14 protein-coding genes are annotated in these 15625 nt (G+C 36.5%); 7 read left to right on the top strand and 7 right to left on the bottom strand.

The features are described 5' to 3' along the window. The first annotated feature begins 102 nt into the window (after positions 1-102). Positions 103-1458, top strand: coding sequence for a YjiH family protein (locus C7B89_RS09060; RefSeq protein WP_115673529.1), 1356 nt, complete (start codon positions 103-105; stop codon positions 1456-1458). 15 nt (positions 1459-1473) lie between these two features. On the opposite strand, the gene C7B89_RS09055 is transcribed toward C7B89_RS09060, so the two are convergent. Genes C7B89_RS09055 through C7B89_RS09040 form a run of 4 tightly spaced genes read right to left on the bottom strand, consistent with a single transcriptional unit; the run spans position 1474 to position 4148 of the window. Beyond that, positions 1474-2205 carry a CPBP family intramembrane glutamic endopeptidase gene (locus C7B89_RS09055; protein WP_112117548.1) on the bottom strand — a complete coding sequence of 244 codons (732 nt, stop codon included), beginning with the start codon at positions 2203-2205 and terminating at the stop codon, positions 1474-1476. A 24-nt stretch (positions 2206-2229) separates the two neighbouring features. Beyond that, a complete protein-coding gene (locus tag C7B89_RS09050) occupies positions 2230-2925 on the bottom strand; it encodes a hypothetical protein (protein WP_115673528.1) in 696 nt (231 codons plus the stop codon). Beyond that, complete coding sequence (locus C7B89_RS09045; protein ID WP_048391368.1) at positions 2922-3785, bottom strand: ABC transporter ATP-binding protein; 864 nt, start codon at positions 3783-3785, stop codon at positions 2922-2924. Before C7B89_RS09045 ends, C7B89_RS09050 begins: the two co-directional genes overlap by 4 nt. Next, positions 3786-4148, bottom strand: coding sequence for a GntR family transcriptional regulator (locus C7B89_RS09040; protein WP_048391366.1), 363 nt, complete (start codon positions 4146-4148; stop codon positions 3786-3788). It lies immediately after the preceding gene. A 324-nt stretch (positions 4149-4472) separates the two neighbouring features. Here C7B89_RS09040 and C7B89_RS09035 point away from each other — a divergent pair, with 324 nt between their 5' ends. Then, entirely contained in the window at positions 4473-4724 is a 252-nt protein-coding gene (locus tag C7B89_RS09035; protein ID WP_115673527.1) for a phage holin, read from the top strand. A gap of 81 nt (positions 4725-4805) precedes the next feature. After that, positions 4806-6893: a DUF2339 domain-containing protein gene (locus tag C7B89_RS09030; protein ID WP_048391355.1), complete on the top strand. Its 2088-nt coding sequence runs from the start codon at positions 4806-4808 to the stop codon at positions 6891-6893. Between the two features lie 213 nt (positions 6894-7106). On the opposite strand, the gene C7B89_RS09025 is transcribed toward C7B89_RS09030, so the two are convergent. From C7B89_RS09025 to C7B89_RS09015, 3 genes are read right to left on the bottom strand one after another with little or no spacing between them, the layout of a single operon-like run. After that, entirely contained in the window at positions 7107-8744 is a 1638-nt protein-coding gene (locus C7B89_RS09025) for a DUF7305 domain-containing protein (protein WP_115673526.1), read from the bottom strand. After that, on the bottom strand, positions 8744-9193 hold the full coding sequence (locus tag C7B89_RS09020; RefSeq protein WP_054550582.1) for a PulJ/GspJ family protein: 450 nt from the start codon (positions 9191-9193) through the stop codon (positions 8744-8746). The genes C7B89_RS09025 and C7B89_RS09020 overlap by 1 nt, the downstream gene beginning before the upstream one ends. A 1-nt stretch (position 9194) precedes the next feature. After that, complete coding sequence (locus tag C7B89_RS09015) at positions 9195-9659, bottom strand: type IV pilus modification PilV family protein (protein WP_103119053.1); 465 nt, start codon at positions 9657-9659, stop codon at positions 9195-9197. 581 nt (positions 9660-10240) lie between these two features. On the opposite strand from C7B89_RS09015, the gene C7B89_RS09010 reads away from it, so the two are divergent. Genes C7B89_RS09010 through C7B89_RS08995 form a run of 4 tightly spaced genes read left to right on the top strand, consistent with a single transcriptional unit; the run spans position 10241 to position 15520 of the window. Next, positions 10241-11572, top strand: a complete 1332-nt coding sequence (locus C7B89_RS09010) for a G5 domain-containing protein (RefSeq protein WP_115673525.1) — start codon at positions 10241-10243, stop codon at positions 11570-11572. Between the two features lie 17 nt (positions 11573-11589). Next, positions 11590-13260, top strand: a complete 1671-nt coding sequence (locus C7B89_RS09005; RefSeq protein WP_369823970.1) for a GspE/PulE family protein — start codon at positions 11590-11592, stop codon at positions 13258-13260. Positions 13261-13271: 11 nt separating this feature from the next. Further along, positions 13272-14318 (top strand): type IV pilus twitching motility protein PilT, encoded by a 1047-nt coding sequence (locus tag C7B89_RS09000; protein ID WP_048391346.1) that lies wholly within the window; start codon positions 13272-13274, stop codon positions 14316-14318. Further along, on the top strand, positions 14315-15520 hold the full coding sequence (locus C7B89_RS08995) for a type II secretion system F family protein (protein ID WP_115673524.1): 1206 nt from the start codon (positions 14315-14317) through the stop codon (positions 15518-15520). The genes C7B89_RS09000 and C7B89_RS08995 overlap by 4 nt, the downstream gene beginning before the upstream one ends. The last annotated feature ends 105 nt before the right edge of the window (positions 15521-15625 follow it).

Raw genomic sequence — 15625 nt, 5'->3', positions numbered from 1 at the left:
CAACAATTGATAAATAAATGTTTCTTATAAACACTATTTTAATTGTTGTTATGCAAAATACATAAATTATTGAGATTAAAAGAGATGAGGTTTTATAAAAAAATGAAAAAGTATTCTGTTGCTACATATTTTTACTTCATTATTCCGTCTTTAATTGGTGTCTTTCTATTTATGACCCCCATTTTAACGGAAGAGGGCTGGAAAGTACCCATTGCCATATTAGCCAATGTTTTAGCGGGGATTGTGGCCCCGATCATTAGCTATTTTACAATTGGAATGTTTGCCATCTCTGCAATTGGTGCACTGATAGCGAAATTTATCCCTCGTAAAAATGCTAAAGAACCTAGTATGTTGGATACATTGTTTTATGTTAATTGGTTTTGGACAATTACTCGTATTATCGGTTTAGCCTTTGCTTCAATGGTGGTCTTCAATTTTGGACCTTCTGCCATCAATAATGAAAATACGGGTGGACTCCTCATGGATCCAAATGAGGGACTCGTGACGTTTTTATTTACCATTTTTTTGTTTGCAGGTTTCCTTTTACCATTTTTAACAAACTTCGGTTTACTTGAATTTTTCGGGACAATGATGGTGAAAATTATGCGGCCACTGTTTAAAAGTCCAGGGCGTTCTTCAATCGATGCTCTTACGTCATGGGTAGGTGATGGCACAATAGGTGTGTTAATGACCAGTAAACAATATGAGATGGGGAACTACACAAAAAAAGAAGCTGCGATTATTGCCACAAGTTTCTCAGTAGTGTCCATCACATTCTGTATCGTTGTATTGGATACTGTACATTTGGCACGCTATTTTATTCCTTATTATTTGACAGTAGTACTTTGTGGAATTGTATTAGCCATTATTATGCCTCGAATCTATCCACTTGCGAAAAAGGAGGATACATATATAGATGGGACACCAGTGGATTATTCACGTGAGAAATTACCAGAGGGCTATAATTCTGTTTCACATGGTTTAGAAAATGCACTTGCTGTTGCACATGCAAATCGTGATCCTCGACAATTTTTCAAAGATGGCTCTAGAAATGTAATTGATTTATGGGTAGGTGTGGCCCCTATCGTTATGGCTTTTGGGACAATTGCCTTAATGCTTGCTGAATTTACAAGTATTTTTGCGATTTTAGGAAAACCGTTTGAACCAATTTTAACCGTCCTTGGCTTGCCTGAAGCGGCTGAAGCAGCGCAAACAATGGTCGTAGGCTTTGCCGATATGTTTCTACCCTCTATTTTAGGTGCAGGGATTGAATCGGAAGTTACTAGATTTGTTATTGCTGTTGTTTCTGTGTCACAGCTGATCTATATGTCTGAGGTAGGTGGACTTATTTTAGGTACAAAAATTCCATTGAAATTTTTGGATTTAGTCGTCTTATTTATACTACGTACGCTTATTTCTCTTCCAATTGCAGCATTGGTTGGTCATCTACTCTTCTAACTAAAATGCCAAGTCTTAAATGGACTTGGCATTTTTCATAAACAGATTGTGATCGATTTTCTTTAGACGTCTCCATAACGTAAGCATGTAGATAAAGAGTACAAAAATGATAAGATAGGCACTTAACATGGAGCCTTCCGTATTTCCCATAATGTTGAAGAAATTATTCAGTCCATGGAAAATAATTGTTACGATAATTGATTGACCTTCCAATACAAGTAAAGCTAGAACAAGGCCAACTAAAAGAGCATAGATGATTTGAAGAATCGTATCTTCTACAGATTGGCCACCTAGTAATTGTAACGCATGTGTGACGCCAAACAATATACTAGAAATCCAGACAGCAGAAAAAGCCCCTTTTGCTAATAGCATGCGTAGCATAATGCCTCTAAATACAGACTCCTCAATAAACGCTACTATGAAAATTTGCATGATAAACATGACAATTAAATCACTAATAGATGTCATATTCAATCCTTTTGTGCTTACTAAGATGATACCTAAAATAAGAAGAAGTGGTAAGGTGATGAAGAAATGATTCTTTTTAATAGGATAAAAGAAATATACTCTCCATTTCTTTTTCGCCGCTATATACATGAAGAGCCCTAATGCAAATGGGATTAACAGCGCAAACTGTAGAAAAGGGCTTAAAGGTTGTTTGATAGAAACAAAGGCACCATTTAAAACATAGAAAAATATGAGTAGAGACTCTAAACCAATTATTTTTATCAACATTTTTGGGTTCATGTTATTATCTTCCTCCTATTCTATTTATACAGGATTTACAGAAACCTTTCGCATACTCGCTGAAATAACTAGATAGAGGAAAATACTAAAAACAAACATGCTCCCTAAAATCGCTAATATAGATGAATTGGCTAATAGTTTATACAACGGAGAATACCATTCAAAGATCACCATTAATATAGGTATTAATGCAAGGAAACCAATTAAGCTATAGCCTCCTAGTATGCCTAAACGATAAAAAACAACGTTAAGGAGAAGGCCAGAACTTAGACAAAATAAAAGCAAGACCGTATCCAATACTACTGTTTGTAAAAATGAATGGGTAATATCAAAAAATAAGATAGGGTGGATGATAATAATATCTTTGATTTTGAATAGGGTAGAAACATAAGAAATGATTTGATGAGCACAGGCAATAATCAAGGCACCGACCAGACTCCAGCTGATAAAAAATAGCCCGACATACAACATATATTGCTGACGACTTAATCCTAGCTTTAAAAAATAGGGTAAGGTTTTATTGAGAAGTTTTGTTGCCATCATACTGTAAAAAATATAAACAGGAATTGAAATAGTCATAGCAAATGATACATATTGACCGAAAAATGCATCTAAGAAAAATGACAAAAGCACGATAGAAAATAAAATGCTCCAAAAAATAATATTTTGCTTCTTATAGCTTTGAAATAAGATATAAAAACTGCCTTTCATCGTGTTCATCGCCCCGGCCTCACTTTCTGTTTACTTAAATAGACGAGCATATCTTGAAGAGAGACAGATTCAAGCGTAATGTTCTGATCTTCAATGGATTGACCATTTGCGAAGACAATAGCTGTCATCTCTTGCATAAATGTATGTTGATAGATTACTTGTAAATCCCCAATTGCTCTCTCAACATCTGAGGCATTGCCTTTTACAGCCACAATATGCTCTCGCCATTCATCAGTGGTCTTTTGGAGCAAAAGTTCGCCCTCATGTAGAATGAAAATTTCCTCAAATAGCTCGCTTGCCTCATCGATTAAATGTGTAGATAGAATAAATAATCGCGGATTTTCTGTTTGCTGCTCAATTAACAAATCATAAAACATATTACGCGCTGCTACATCTAAACCGATATAAGGTTCATCAAATATAGTTATAGCTGTACAACTCGCAAAGCCTGTAATAATTCCAAGTGCAGAGACCATCCCTTTTGAAAGATTACGCACTTTATCTTTTGGATTCAGGGCAAATACTTGTAGCAGTTCTTGAGCTAGCTCTTCATCCCATTTTGGATAAAAGAAGTGATTGGCCTTTAATGTTTGGGCAATGGTCATTTCTTCTTGAAAGTTGCCACTTTCAGCGACAAAGCAAATATCACGTAATGTGGAAGGGGCATTGAAGACATTTTCTCCGTTAACTAAAATTTCTCCGCTTGTTGTAGAGATGAGGCCTGATAATAAATTTAAAAAAGTTGTTTTACCAGCTCCATTGTGACCTAAAAGGCCAATAATCTTTGGTCCCTCCATGGTGAAAGAGATATTTTTCAAAGCTGCTTTATGTTTATAGGATTTCGTGACATTGCTCACATTAATTTTCATTCATGATCCCCCTAGTATCAATTTTTGTAACTCTTCATCTGAAATGCCTAGACGTCTTGCTTCCTTTTTCAATGGTTCAATATGTTGCTGGAAAAAGCTTTCTTTACGCTCAGTAATTAAAATATTTTTGGCGTCTGCATGTACAAACATACCGACACCTCTCTTTTTATAAATGACGCCCTTATCCACTAATTCATTCACGCCTTTCCCAGCAGTTGCAGGATTAATCTGGTATTCTTTTGCAAACTCATTTGTAGATGGAATGCGATCTTCAGGCTGTAGCTGTCCATCTAGAATGGCATCTTCTATTCTTTCACGTATTTGTTGGAAAATGGGCTTTTCGTTATTTAAAGAATGAATCACAATCCACCTCACTTGTTAGTTGGTTAATTACTTGTGTAACTAACCATATAACTTATGGCATCCATTGTCAATGATTTGGTAAAAAAATGTACAAAAATTTTTACATGAAAAAAACCTTCTCATTCTTGAGAGGGCTCTAAGTAAACTAAATATATGAACATGTTATTCATGAAAAAAATTCCTTCACTTTCTATATTTGAAAATAGATTGCATCACAAAATATTATCAAAAAATCCTAGTAACTTGGCAAGAGTTCCATTTTTGCATATGTGTCACATAACCACTATGCATATACTGTGGCAAGAGGGGGGGAGGTGAGCTTTTATGAGAATTAATTGGAAGGTTCGTCTTCAACATATTCCATTTCTACTAGGGCTATTTTCATTGTTGTTCTTACTCGCACAACAAGTGGCTGCAATTTTTGGCTATGATTTTACAGGTGTGATGAGTGAGCAAATATCATCTATTTTAAATACAGTCTTATCCATTTTTGTGTTAATGGGGGTCATTGTCGATCCAACCACACGTGGCACTAGTGATAGTGAACGTGCCTTAATGTATCGGAGACCGAGATAAAATGAACAAAAAGTGTAATTTTACAATAAGGATAAATATGTTATAATGTTAGAAAATTGATAAAGTGGGGAGGATGATTGAATGTCCCTTGAATTGGAGCGCAGAATTGCGAAGCTCGAGGAGGAAATGGCAGATTTACGTCAGGAGTTGTCAATATTAAAAGGTTCGCAAAGCACTGAAAAAAATAATACTCTTGATGCCAGACAGTCGATGATCAAGCAATCAGAACCAATTAAACCAAAACCAGTACTGGAGTCGAAGCCTATCCCGACTAAAGTAGCGGAAAAAGAAGTGCAACCACAGCCATCGATGGAGGAACGTGTTATGTGGGCACTTCCAAAAGTATTCATGGTTATTTTAGTAATGGGCGTACTTTGGGGTCTAAAACTTGTCAGTGACTATGGCTATTTATCGGATGGCGTGAAAATCATCCTTGCCTATGTACTATCGTTGGGATTGGCGGTTATTGCCTATGTACTAGAGCGTAGGAAAGTAGGCTCATCGGCTATAACGATTTCTTTATATGGTGGGGCATTTATTGTCGGTATTTTAACAACCGCAGCAAGTGCCATATTATATGAAATCATTGGTCTTATTCCAGCACTAGGCATTACGCTGCTTTATATTGGCTATGGTATTGCTATTAGCTATTTGAAGAAAAATGAAGCACTAACTGTTTTTGTTGCCTTTACATCATTATTACTACCTTACTTACTAGAATATATGGATTTTAGTGCTGTCATTATTTTATTATTTGTGGTCGTATTGTTTGCTGCATTGCAATTAGTTATTTACCAGCACAAGCAAAAACTAGCCCTTTATATCGCCACATTCTTTTCAGTGCTAGCAGTGAGTGTTGTAGCATTTATGAATAGTGATCAACAAGTAGTTTTTGCACTTGGCTTACTTGTAATTCTAGCAATCTTTTATGCAATATGGTGTTTACTGTATAACGCACAATCCAAATGGAAGCCACTTCACATTGGACTCCAATTTTCTTTAGGCTCATTTAGTTTATTACTGCTGAATTTAATCATTCGTTCTCTTGAAAATGGAGAAATGCTACTCCTCATTTTTATGGCTTTATTTGGCGCTGTAGCGTTTTATAGCTATCGTCAAAAATGGCAGGAGGTACTGGATAGTGCTGTGACACTTGTGTTTATCACCTTCTGTAATATGATACTTCTATTGAATATTCCGAATAAAGTGGATGATTTATTGTATCCTTTGATTGCATTTGCAGGCGTGATGATGAGCTTACGAATACGTGCAAGTATGATGAAGGTCGTTACTTCACTTTCCCTTGTGATGACATTTACACTAAACTTTGTTTTCCATGAACCAAGTCCATTTTTCAGCATCGATCATTTAAGCTTATTTATGCCAATCATCTATTTCATCATTATTTATTTATATGCAAGACGTCCAAAAGAGACACTCTCACCTTTTGAAAAGGTCATGAAGGATTTGTATGTAATCGATATTTTAGCAGTGGTCACAGCTGGCTATTTCTTAGCCTATATTAGCAAGCTAGATGCCGTATACTTTACAGCCGCAAATGGCATTCCATATATGGTGTGTATCGTACTAGCTGTCTTATTTACTGGTTCTTTATTTGTAGAGGAAACTTACAAAGGACGTGCATTAACGCCAGTACTTGGTGCATTTTTCCTACTAGTCTCCTTGATGATCAGCACTAGAGTGTCAATGTTGGAAAGCTTAAACACTATCACTAGATTAATTTATTTAGCAGTGATTGTAGCGATTGTCGCTGATGTGCTTGTAAAAGGAATTATTTATCGATTGTACGAGGACCGTCTGGGGAAATATGTGGACGCCATTGTAAGTACGGGGATTGTGCTCACGATGATTTCGATATGGGGACTGATCCATCAGTTTACATTTAACAACGCACTTGATTGGAAGCTAAGTATCGCTCTTACAACTATTACATTATTCTTAACTGCTAGTGTATCACTATGGATTAGTTCCACACATCATTTAAAAACATTGCGCACAACAGGCTTTATTATTTTAGTTATCGCATTTATTAAGCTAATTTTCTTTGACTTATCTGCCCTTGATTTACTGATTAGAGCTGTTCTATTTATTACCATTGGTGGTATTGGAATGCTATTGTCGGGTAGGTTGTTGAGGAAAAATGAATGAAGTTAGTGTGTATAGATATTAGTAAATAGTAATACTAAAAATGTCAAAGCGTTATTTAAAAAGCGCTTTGACATTTTTTGCTATAAGTTCCCTATCTAAGACACTTAATGATTATCGTACAAGCAATTACTAATGAAAGAATAGTTTCCCTTATGAAATTAAGTAAGACGAAAAACAGCCATATAAGAAAATTCTCATGGCTGTTTTGTCGCATTAATTTTCAATCATACTTGTTTCCTCAGTCCAGAAAAGATTATCTTTTACATTTGGAGTAGGGTAATCTGATGTTTCTGTTTCAGGTACAACACCTGGAGGTAGAGGGGTAGCAGGTCCTCCATAAGTGATACTAGTACCTCCGCTTGAGGATATATTATTTGCAACTACAATACCTGTAATATTTCCCCCTCCTCTTAAATTAATAGTAGCATTCGGTGCAATTATATATTGCCCATTAGTTTGCATGCCTCCACTAATTTCTATGCTTCTACCTCCTGAAATAATATTTCCGTAGATAGCTGCTCCTGATGTTAAAACCATGTTTGAGCTTTTATTTATAATAGATCCAGCTATTTTTGAGTTAGCATTAAGATTTATTGTAGATGATCCTTGATGATAAATATTTAATTGAGATGGATTCCCATTTTGGTTGAAGGGGCCAATGAAATTACTTATATTTTTTGCATATATATTTAGCTTCCCGTTCCCTTTAATAAAAATTTTCCCGTTTTTAATATTTAAATTATCTATATAAATATCAATCTCTTTATCTCCTACATCAATTGTGAAATCATTACCTGTATCCACAGTGAAATTTCTAAACTTAATACTTGAAGATCCTGTAGAAAGGTTTAACGTATATTTTGGGTCTCTCCATGTATGGGGAGCGTTATAGTTTCCTTGATTGTCAATAACATCATACGGGTTCCATTGATCTCCTATTGTTTGTTTAGATGCATAAGATATATTGTTTGCAGCTAAAAACTTATCATCTGGAAAAAATGTTGGGGGTAGATAACTTTTCGGATCGATATTCAACTTCGGAACGGTAGTATACGAAAGCCAGTGATCCGCAATTATATTATTTGGATTTTCTAAGCTTATATCTCCATTAACTTTTGCTCCACCTTTAAGTGTAAAAGTCCCATTTTGCAAACTTACATTTCCTGTAACAGAACCACCCTCTGTAATGGAGATATTTCCTGAAACAATTGAAGCATAGCCATCAGGGAAGCTACCAGGTGGTTGTTCATTATTATTTTCACCAGTGCCATCACCACTATCACCGCCCTCCGAAAACGGAAGACGAGGTTCAATTTCGATTTCTTGCGTTACTTCTCGTTCTTTGGAGCCTTCAATGCTGCCCTTTGATACAATATTAATTCGATAAAGCAATGGCGTCCCATCTGCTGGTAATTCAGTATCTAATGTAATAGATGCCACTTTTCCTGACGAAATGGCATGTGATTCTAGTATAGAAGGGGCATTTTTAAACGCTTTAAATTCACTATTTAAAATTCTTCTGTATTCCGCCTCCGCCTCCGCCTTTTTTAAACGAGGAAGCTGAGGTCGAGTGCTTTTTCTTCTTGTATTTTCACTATCAATCCATTTCGTAATTTGCTGATAGGACCTACTTTGAATTTCTGATAATTCTTTTTTTACTTCTAATTTCGCTAAACTCATCCCCGCCTCAGCAATATAAAAGACAGCCTGATCTTTTCTCTCGTAGTCTACTTGTTTTAGACTGTTAGAAGAGACACTGAGTAAAGAAATACCAAGGATTGAAATAATCACAACTAAAAATAATGCAAGGGCAAGTGCTGAACCTCGTTGATTTTTAATTTGTTTACTCATTATTTTCCTCTCCTTTGAGTAATATCTGTTGCTGCTGTTTGACCATCTTCACTTATAATTTCAATAGCGCCTCCACTGATCGTAAATGATGATATTTTATATGCAATGACTTCATCCTTGCCATTTGAATTTCGAATAATTTGATTATTTTCTAATCTATAAGTTGATACAACTTCCTCACCTAACAATAATGTGTGTAATTCTTTCGGAGGGTCTGTTGTATCATCAGATTCTGTTATAAGGTTATCACTTTTTCGAAAATCCTTCGTAATTACTTTTAAGGCAAAAGATAAATCCTTAATCTCACGATTATGTGTACTTTGCTCGAGTTGTTGCTTTGTAGCAGATGTTACAATACTAATACTCAGCATGGATACGACGGCAAGAATAACAACCACTGTGAGCACTTCAAATAATGTAAGACCTTTGCTATTTAAGAGCCATTTCATCTTATTTTGCCCCCCCGAGTATATACACATTTTCCATTGTAGCTTTACTATTTGTACTATTTTCAATAACTTCTAGATGTACATAAACCGCATTTTTATAAGCGGTATCTGCAGGAAATGTTTCTAATATTAAATAGTAGGTAAAACGATCTTCTTTGTGTGGTAGATATTTATACACTTGGTTAGTGGGTAGAGAAGATGAGGACGTTTTAGCATTCTCTTCATCTAATTCATAGCCACCTGCTAAATCTTCATAAGTAACAGCTCCACCAGATGCATTATAAATCTCCTCCATCTTTACTTGAGCGGCATAAGTAGCATCCATAATATCATTTGACTTGTGCGTTGTCTTATTTGATTGAACGAGCAAGCCAAAAAATGAAATTAACACAATGCCTATTATTAAAAGGGCGGCAACAACTTCAATCAAAGTCATGCCTTGATTATTTTTAAGATATTTTATCAAAATCAATTCCCTCCCTATATTACTATTGATCTATCAATAGTTTGGTCTATGTTGAGTAACCGAAAATATATTGTATGTCGATATTTAGCTCTATTTTGTTTTATTGATTTATTTTACAGTGTCTTTGTCCACTCCTATGATCATGTGGACCTCACGGAGCAACGCTTTATCAATAGATTGACCACTAACAAAGCTTTCATCATTTGGTGTTCATAATCATAAATTTCATATAGAGTGTGTAAAACCTCCTAAATATCATAATTATTTTTAATGCTAAAGATATAGTTAGCTTCAATTTATTATAAAATAAAAATTTCTTAATATGTATGTAAGTTTAAAAAGATAAGGAATTAAAATAGTTAATTAAGGCTATTATAACAAATTCTAAATATGTATCGAAAGAAATTTAAGGTTATATATAGTTCTTTATAGCTAATTGTTGAATTATTTTTGAATTTTCATGTGAAATATCTAGTCAAAATCGGAACAAAGTTGCATTTTAGTAGTGCCAGAATACCATAGTTGTAGTATCATTTGTATATAAATAGAAAAACCACTAAGTTAAATAAAGGATGATGTGGATGAAAACATACATAAAAATAATTAGCTTGTTTTTGGTAATTGTTCTAGTTGTGGGATTTTTTGTTCCATCATTTGTGCTAAATGACACAGTTTTTGCTAAAGAAGGTCCTAAATCTTCAACCATTGGGGGTATTGAGATCCATGATGTGAAAACAGTAGATTTAGCAACTACGCTACAAAATGCAATTTCAGAATGGCAAGGTGCCGAAATGAAAATTGTTAGTGATGGTATAGCCAAAACCATTGACTCGAAACAATTTGTTTTTGATCCATCAGCAGCTATTGCTCAGTACGAAATACTGACAAAAAAGCCTTGGTATGCTTTTTGGCAAAAAGAAAAAGTAGTTCATATTCCCATTCCTGTTACCGTCAATGAAGCGATTACGCAACAAATAGATGAAGCAGGTGTTTGGGATACAGATAAAACACTCCAGAAACTAATCTTACAAGCCAGCTATTTGAAGGAGCATAAGGTCGAAGCCGTTATCAATGAAGGTTCCATGCAAACCGGGGAAAGGATTGCCTTTCAGATTGCCGAGCTACCAGCAAATAGTCAAGGAGTAGCAAAAATCATTCCGTTATTAAATGATGTAAATCTAGTTCCAAATCAATCCATCTCGTTGCTTACACTTTTAGGTGAACAGGCTGGGGTTGTCAATGATGCAGGTTTAGATTTTGTGGCATCAATGCTATATAGTGTAATTCTTCAAACGGATTACGAAATTTTAGAAAGACACTCTCAGGAAATAAATCCAAGCTATTTGCAACAGGGAATTGAGGCAGATATCAATGCAGCATTAGCAAAAGACTTACAATTTATTAATCGGTCTGAGCAGCTCGGTAAACTGAAAGCATCTATAGAGGGTAATCAATTAAAGATAGAAGTTTTTGCAGCCGCGAAAGACAAGGACATCACAGTACGTGTTAGTAAGGATAAAATTGTAAAGCCACGCATTATTTATCGCTATTCGAAGGAGTTAAAGACTGGACAAGAAAGAGTGGAGCAAGAGGGTAAAGAGGGTTCAAGAGTGGAAGTATATCGTTCCATTGTAGAGAATGGAGCAACAGAAGAACAATTCATTAGTAGAGATTATTATGCACCTCAAAATCGAATTGTTATGCGTTCTTCGCAGGAGCCTGTTATTATCACAACGCCTACTCAGAACGTAGGGGCGGGTGCAACAGATCCTGATTTAGAAGTGGATTTAGATGGTAATGGTTTGCCTGATGTGAAACCTTCAAAATCAGAGGAAACAAAGCAAGAAGATGGACCAGAAATTGTCTATGGCTACTATGATAAGGGTGGTAATTTTGTACAAACAAGTCCTTAACGATTGGAGGTATGTTTATGGCAATGAAGCCAGGGCGTAAACGTTTAGGGGATTTACTGGTGGAATCAGGTGTTATCACAGCTGACCAGCTTGAGTACGCATTAACTACTAAGATGAAAAATGAGAAGCTTGGAGATTTCCTTATCAAAGAAAATTTCTTAACAGAGCAGCAGCTTATTGAAGTCTTAGAATTCCAGCTTGGTATCCCTCATATCAGCCTGAATCAGTTTTCAATTAGTCCCGAATTATTACAGCTAATTCCAGCGGAGCTGGCAAAGCGGACAAATATTATGCCGATTCGCAAAGAAAAAAATAAATTGTTTATTGCAATGGAAGACCCAATGGATTATTTCGCCATTGAGGAAGTTCGTATGACGACAGGCTGTCAAATCGAGACAAGTATTGCGGCAAAAGATGATTTATATCGGACGATAACAAAATACTATGATTTACAGGAATCAATGGATGCGGCAATGTTGGATTTGGCTGCCACAAGTACGGAAACACAAGAGGAAATAGAGAATGAGGATTCACCTATTGTTCGTTTAGTGAATCAAATTATTGCGAATGGTGTCGCACAGCGCGCTAGTGATATCCATTTTGATCCGCAAGAAACAGAGCTTCGTGTCCGCTATCGGGTAGATGGTGTGCTACGTACTGAGCGATCCTTGCCAAAGCACATGCAAAACGTCGTATTGGCGCGTATTAAAATTATGGGGAATTTAAATATTACAGAAAATCGTATTCCGCAGGATGGACGTATTAAAACCAATGTTAATTTTAGACCTGTCGATATCCGTTTAGCTACACTACCAACAGTTTATGGTGAAAAGGTAGTTATGCGTATTTTAGATTTAACTAATTCAGCCAATGATATTGATAAATTAGGCTTTAGTGCAAGTAATGAAGCACTTTTCAGGAAAATGATAGCCCATCCAAACGGTATGATGCTGATTACTGGACCAACAGGCTCAGGTAAGTCCTCTACGTTATATGCGGCCCTTTCTCATTTAAATGAAGAAGGCGTCAACATAATTACGGTTGAGGACCCAGTGGAATATCAGTTAGATGGTATCAATCAGATTCAAGTAAAAGAGGAAGTCGGCTTAACATTTGCGGTAGGGTTACGCTCAATTTTACGACAGGACCCCGACATTGTAATGGTAGGGGAAATTCGTGATCTTGAAACAGCTCAAATTGCTATCCGTGCTTCACTAACAGGCCATTTAGTATTAAGTACACTGCATACTAACAGTGCCATCGAATCTATCTCACGGCTCCATGACATGGGGATCGAGCCATTTTTATTATCCTCTTCCCTTGTAGGAATCATGGCGCAACGTCTTGTACGAAAAGTTTGTCGTGATTGTGCTGAACCATATATATTCACTTCTCGTGAACTAGAAATACTTGAAGAGAATGGGGTGGAAGGTGTAACACATGGTAAAAAAGGGCGTGGATGTCCTGCCTGCAATCAAACAGGCTACAGAGGACGTATGGCGATTCATGAAATCCTCCCTGTTGATCGCCAAATAAAGGATATGATTTTAAATCGTGTTGGTGATCGCGTCCTCCGCGATTATATGAAAGAAAAAGGCTACCATACCCTATTAGTGGATGGATTACAAAAGGTTGTAGCAGGCCAAACAACCACTTCAGAAATATTACGTGTTGCAAGTGCAGACTAGGGGTGAAAAAAATGACAGCATATTCAATCGTTGAATTATTAACACGTGCATTTGAAGAAAAAGCATCTGATCTTCATTTAACAAAAGGTATTCCACCAGTATATCGTATCCATGGGCAACTAGAGCATTATGGCACAATCCCACTTGAAACAGAGGATTTGAAGGCAATGGTAAAGGTCATTCTTCCTGTCCATAAACAACAGGAATTTGAGGATAAGGGAGAAACGGACTTTAACTTTTCATTGCCTGGGAAATGTCGATTCCGTGTCAATGCATACCATCAGCGAAATGAAGTGACGATTGCAGCTCGTTTAATTGAGGCTAAAATTCCTTCTATTGAAGCACTCAATATGCCACAGGTGTTATATAAGCTTGCGGAAAAACCACAAGGCTTAATTTTAGTAACTGGCCCAACAGGCTCAGGGAAATCAACTACCTTGGCAGCAATGATAGATCACATCAATGAAACAAGATCTAAACATATTATTACGTTAGAGGATCCAATTGAATATTTGCATACACATAAGAAGTCTGTCATCAATCAACGTGAGATTGGTGTCGATACAATGAGCTTTGCCAATGGTTTACGTGCATCATTACGTCAAGACCCAGATATTATTTTAGTTGGGGAGATGCGAGATTATGAAACCATTTCAACGGCTATTACGGCTGCTGAAACAGGGCATTTAGTTATGGCTACACTGCATACAAGTAGTGCACCAACGACGATCGACCGTATTATCGATGTATTTCCACCACATCAGCAGAGTCAAATTCGTGTGCAGCTTGCGAATGTACTACAAGGTATTGTTTCTCAGCGTTTATTTGTACGTAAGGATGTAAAAGGGCGTATTGCTGCGACAGAAATTTTAGTACAGGCACCTGCTATTTCAAATTTAATTCGTAACGAAAAAATTCACCAAATTCCAAGTGTGATGCAGACAAGTAAAGCATTGGGTATGCACACATTGGAATATTCCATGCAACACCTAATTACCACAGGTAAGATTTCACTAGAGGATGCAAGACCATATATGAACGCTGGTGATTATAGTTGACGATATTTCGTTATAGTGGTCGGACCAAAACAGGAGCACCTAAAAAGGGCATTATCGAGGCACCGAATAAAAAGGTAGCCATGGAAAAGCTTCGAGCACAAGGAATTAATGCACGAGAACTTCAGGAGTCAAATAGCATTTTACATAAAGATATTGCTTTTGGGACAAAAGTAAAGCACCAGGAATTTGTTATTTATTGTCGACAATATGCGACATTAATTCGTGCTGGCGTTCCTGTGGTTGAAGCGACCCATATTTTGGGTGAGCAAACACGGAGTAAACCACTAAAGCGAGCATTGATGCAGGTTGAAGAGGATATTCGAAATGGTATGGCATTTTCAGATGCAGCAGGCAAACACCCAAAAGTGTTCCCATTGCTATTTGTCAATATGATGCGTGCTGGTGAGGCTACAGGGAACGTCGACGATACATTAGATCGTCTTGCAAGCACACTAGAGAAGCAATACAACATTAAGAAAAAAATTCAATCTGCCATGACCTATCCAGCGATTTTATCGATTTTAACACTAGTGGTTGGTATGTTTTTAATGGTGTTTATTGTGCCAACCTTTATGGATGCATTTAAAGAAATGAATTTGGAAATGCCGTTAATAACGGTCATTGTAGTGGGTATTAGTGATTGGCTCATTCAGTTTTGGTACCTTGTGATTTTAGGGCTATTGGTATTAGTAGTGGGCCTTCACTATTTCTATAAAAATAATAAAGAGTTTCATTATGCCGTCAATGTATTTTTACTGCGTATGCCAATCTTTGGACAGCTTTTGCAAAAGGATATTATCGCGAGAATGACAAGAACCTTGTCAACACTCTTTAGCAGCTCCGTACCAATCTTACAAGCCTTAACAATTGTCGAAAAGGTTGGTGGTAATCCGGTAATGGGGAAAGTAGTACTGGAAGCGCGCGATAATTTAGAAAAGGGTGGCACATTATCAGAGCCACTTGAAAAAAGCTGGCTATTTCCACCGCTTGTAACACAAATGACATCAATTGGCGAGAAAACAGGGTCCTTGGATTACATGCTCGAAAAGATCGCTGATTTTTATGAAGAGGAAGTAAACCGTGCCGTCGATACCATGAAGTCACTCATTGAGCCTTTAATGATTGTGGTACTGGCTCTAGTTGTAGGAGTCATCGTTGCGGCTATATTCTTACCAATGTTCCAACTATATGAAAATATGTAATGTTTACAATATTTATATGGATGCCCTTTTGTTCCGCTTAATGGGAAATATCTACTTAGATTTGCTAACAAAAGGAAGCGGCAAGTAGGTATCTTCATGGTTAAG

Source organism: Lysinibacillus capsici (genome assembly GCF_003367505.1).
GTDB lineage: Bacteria > Bacillota > Bacilli > Bacillales_A > Planococcaceae > Lysinibacillus > Lysinibacillus capsici.
Note: the sequence above shows the minus strand (reverse complement) of the source record. Positions and strands in the feature narration are given on the sequence as shown.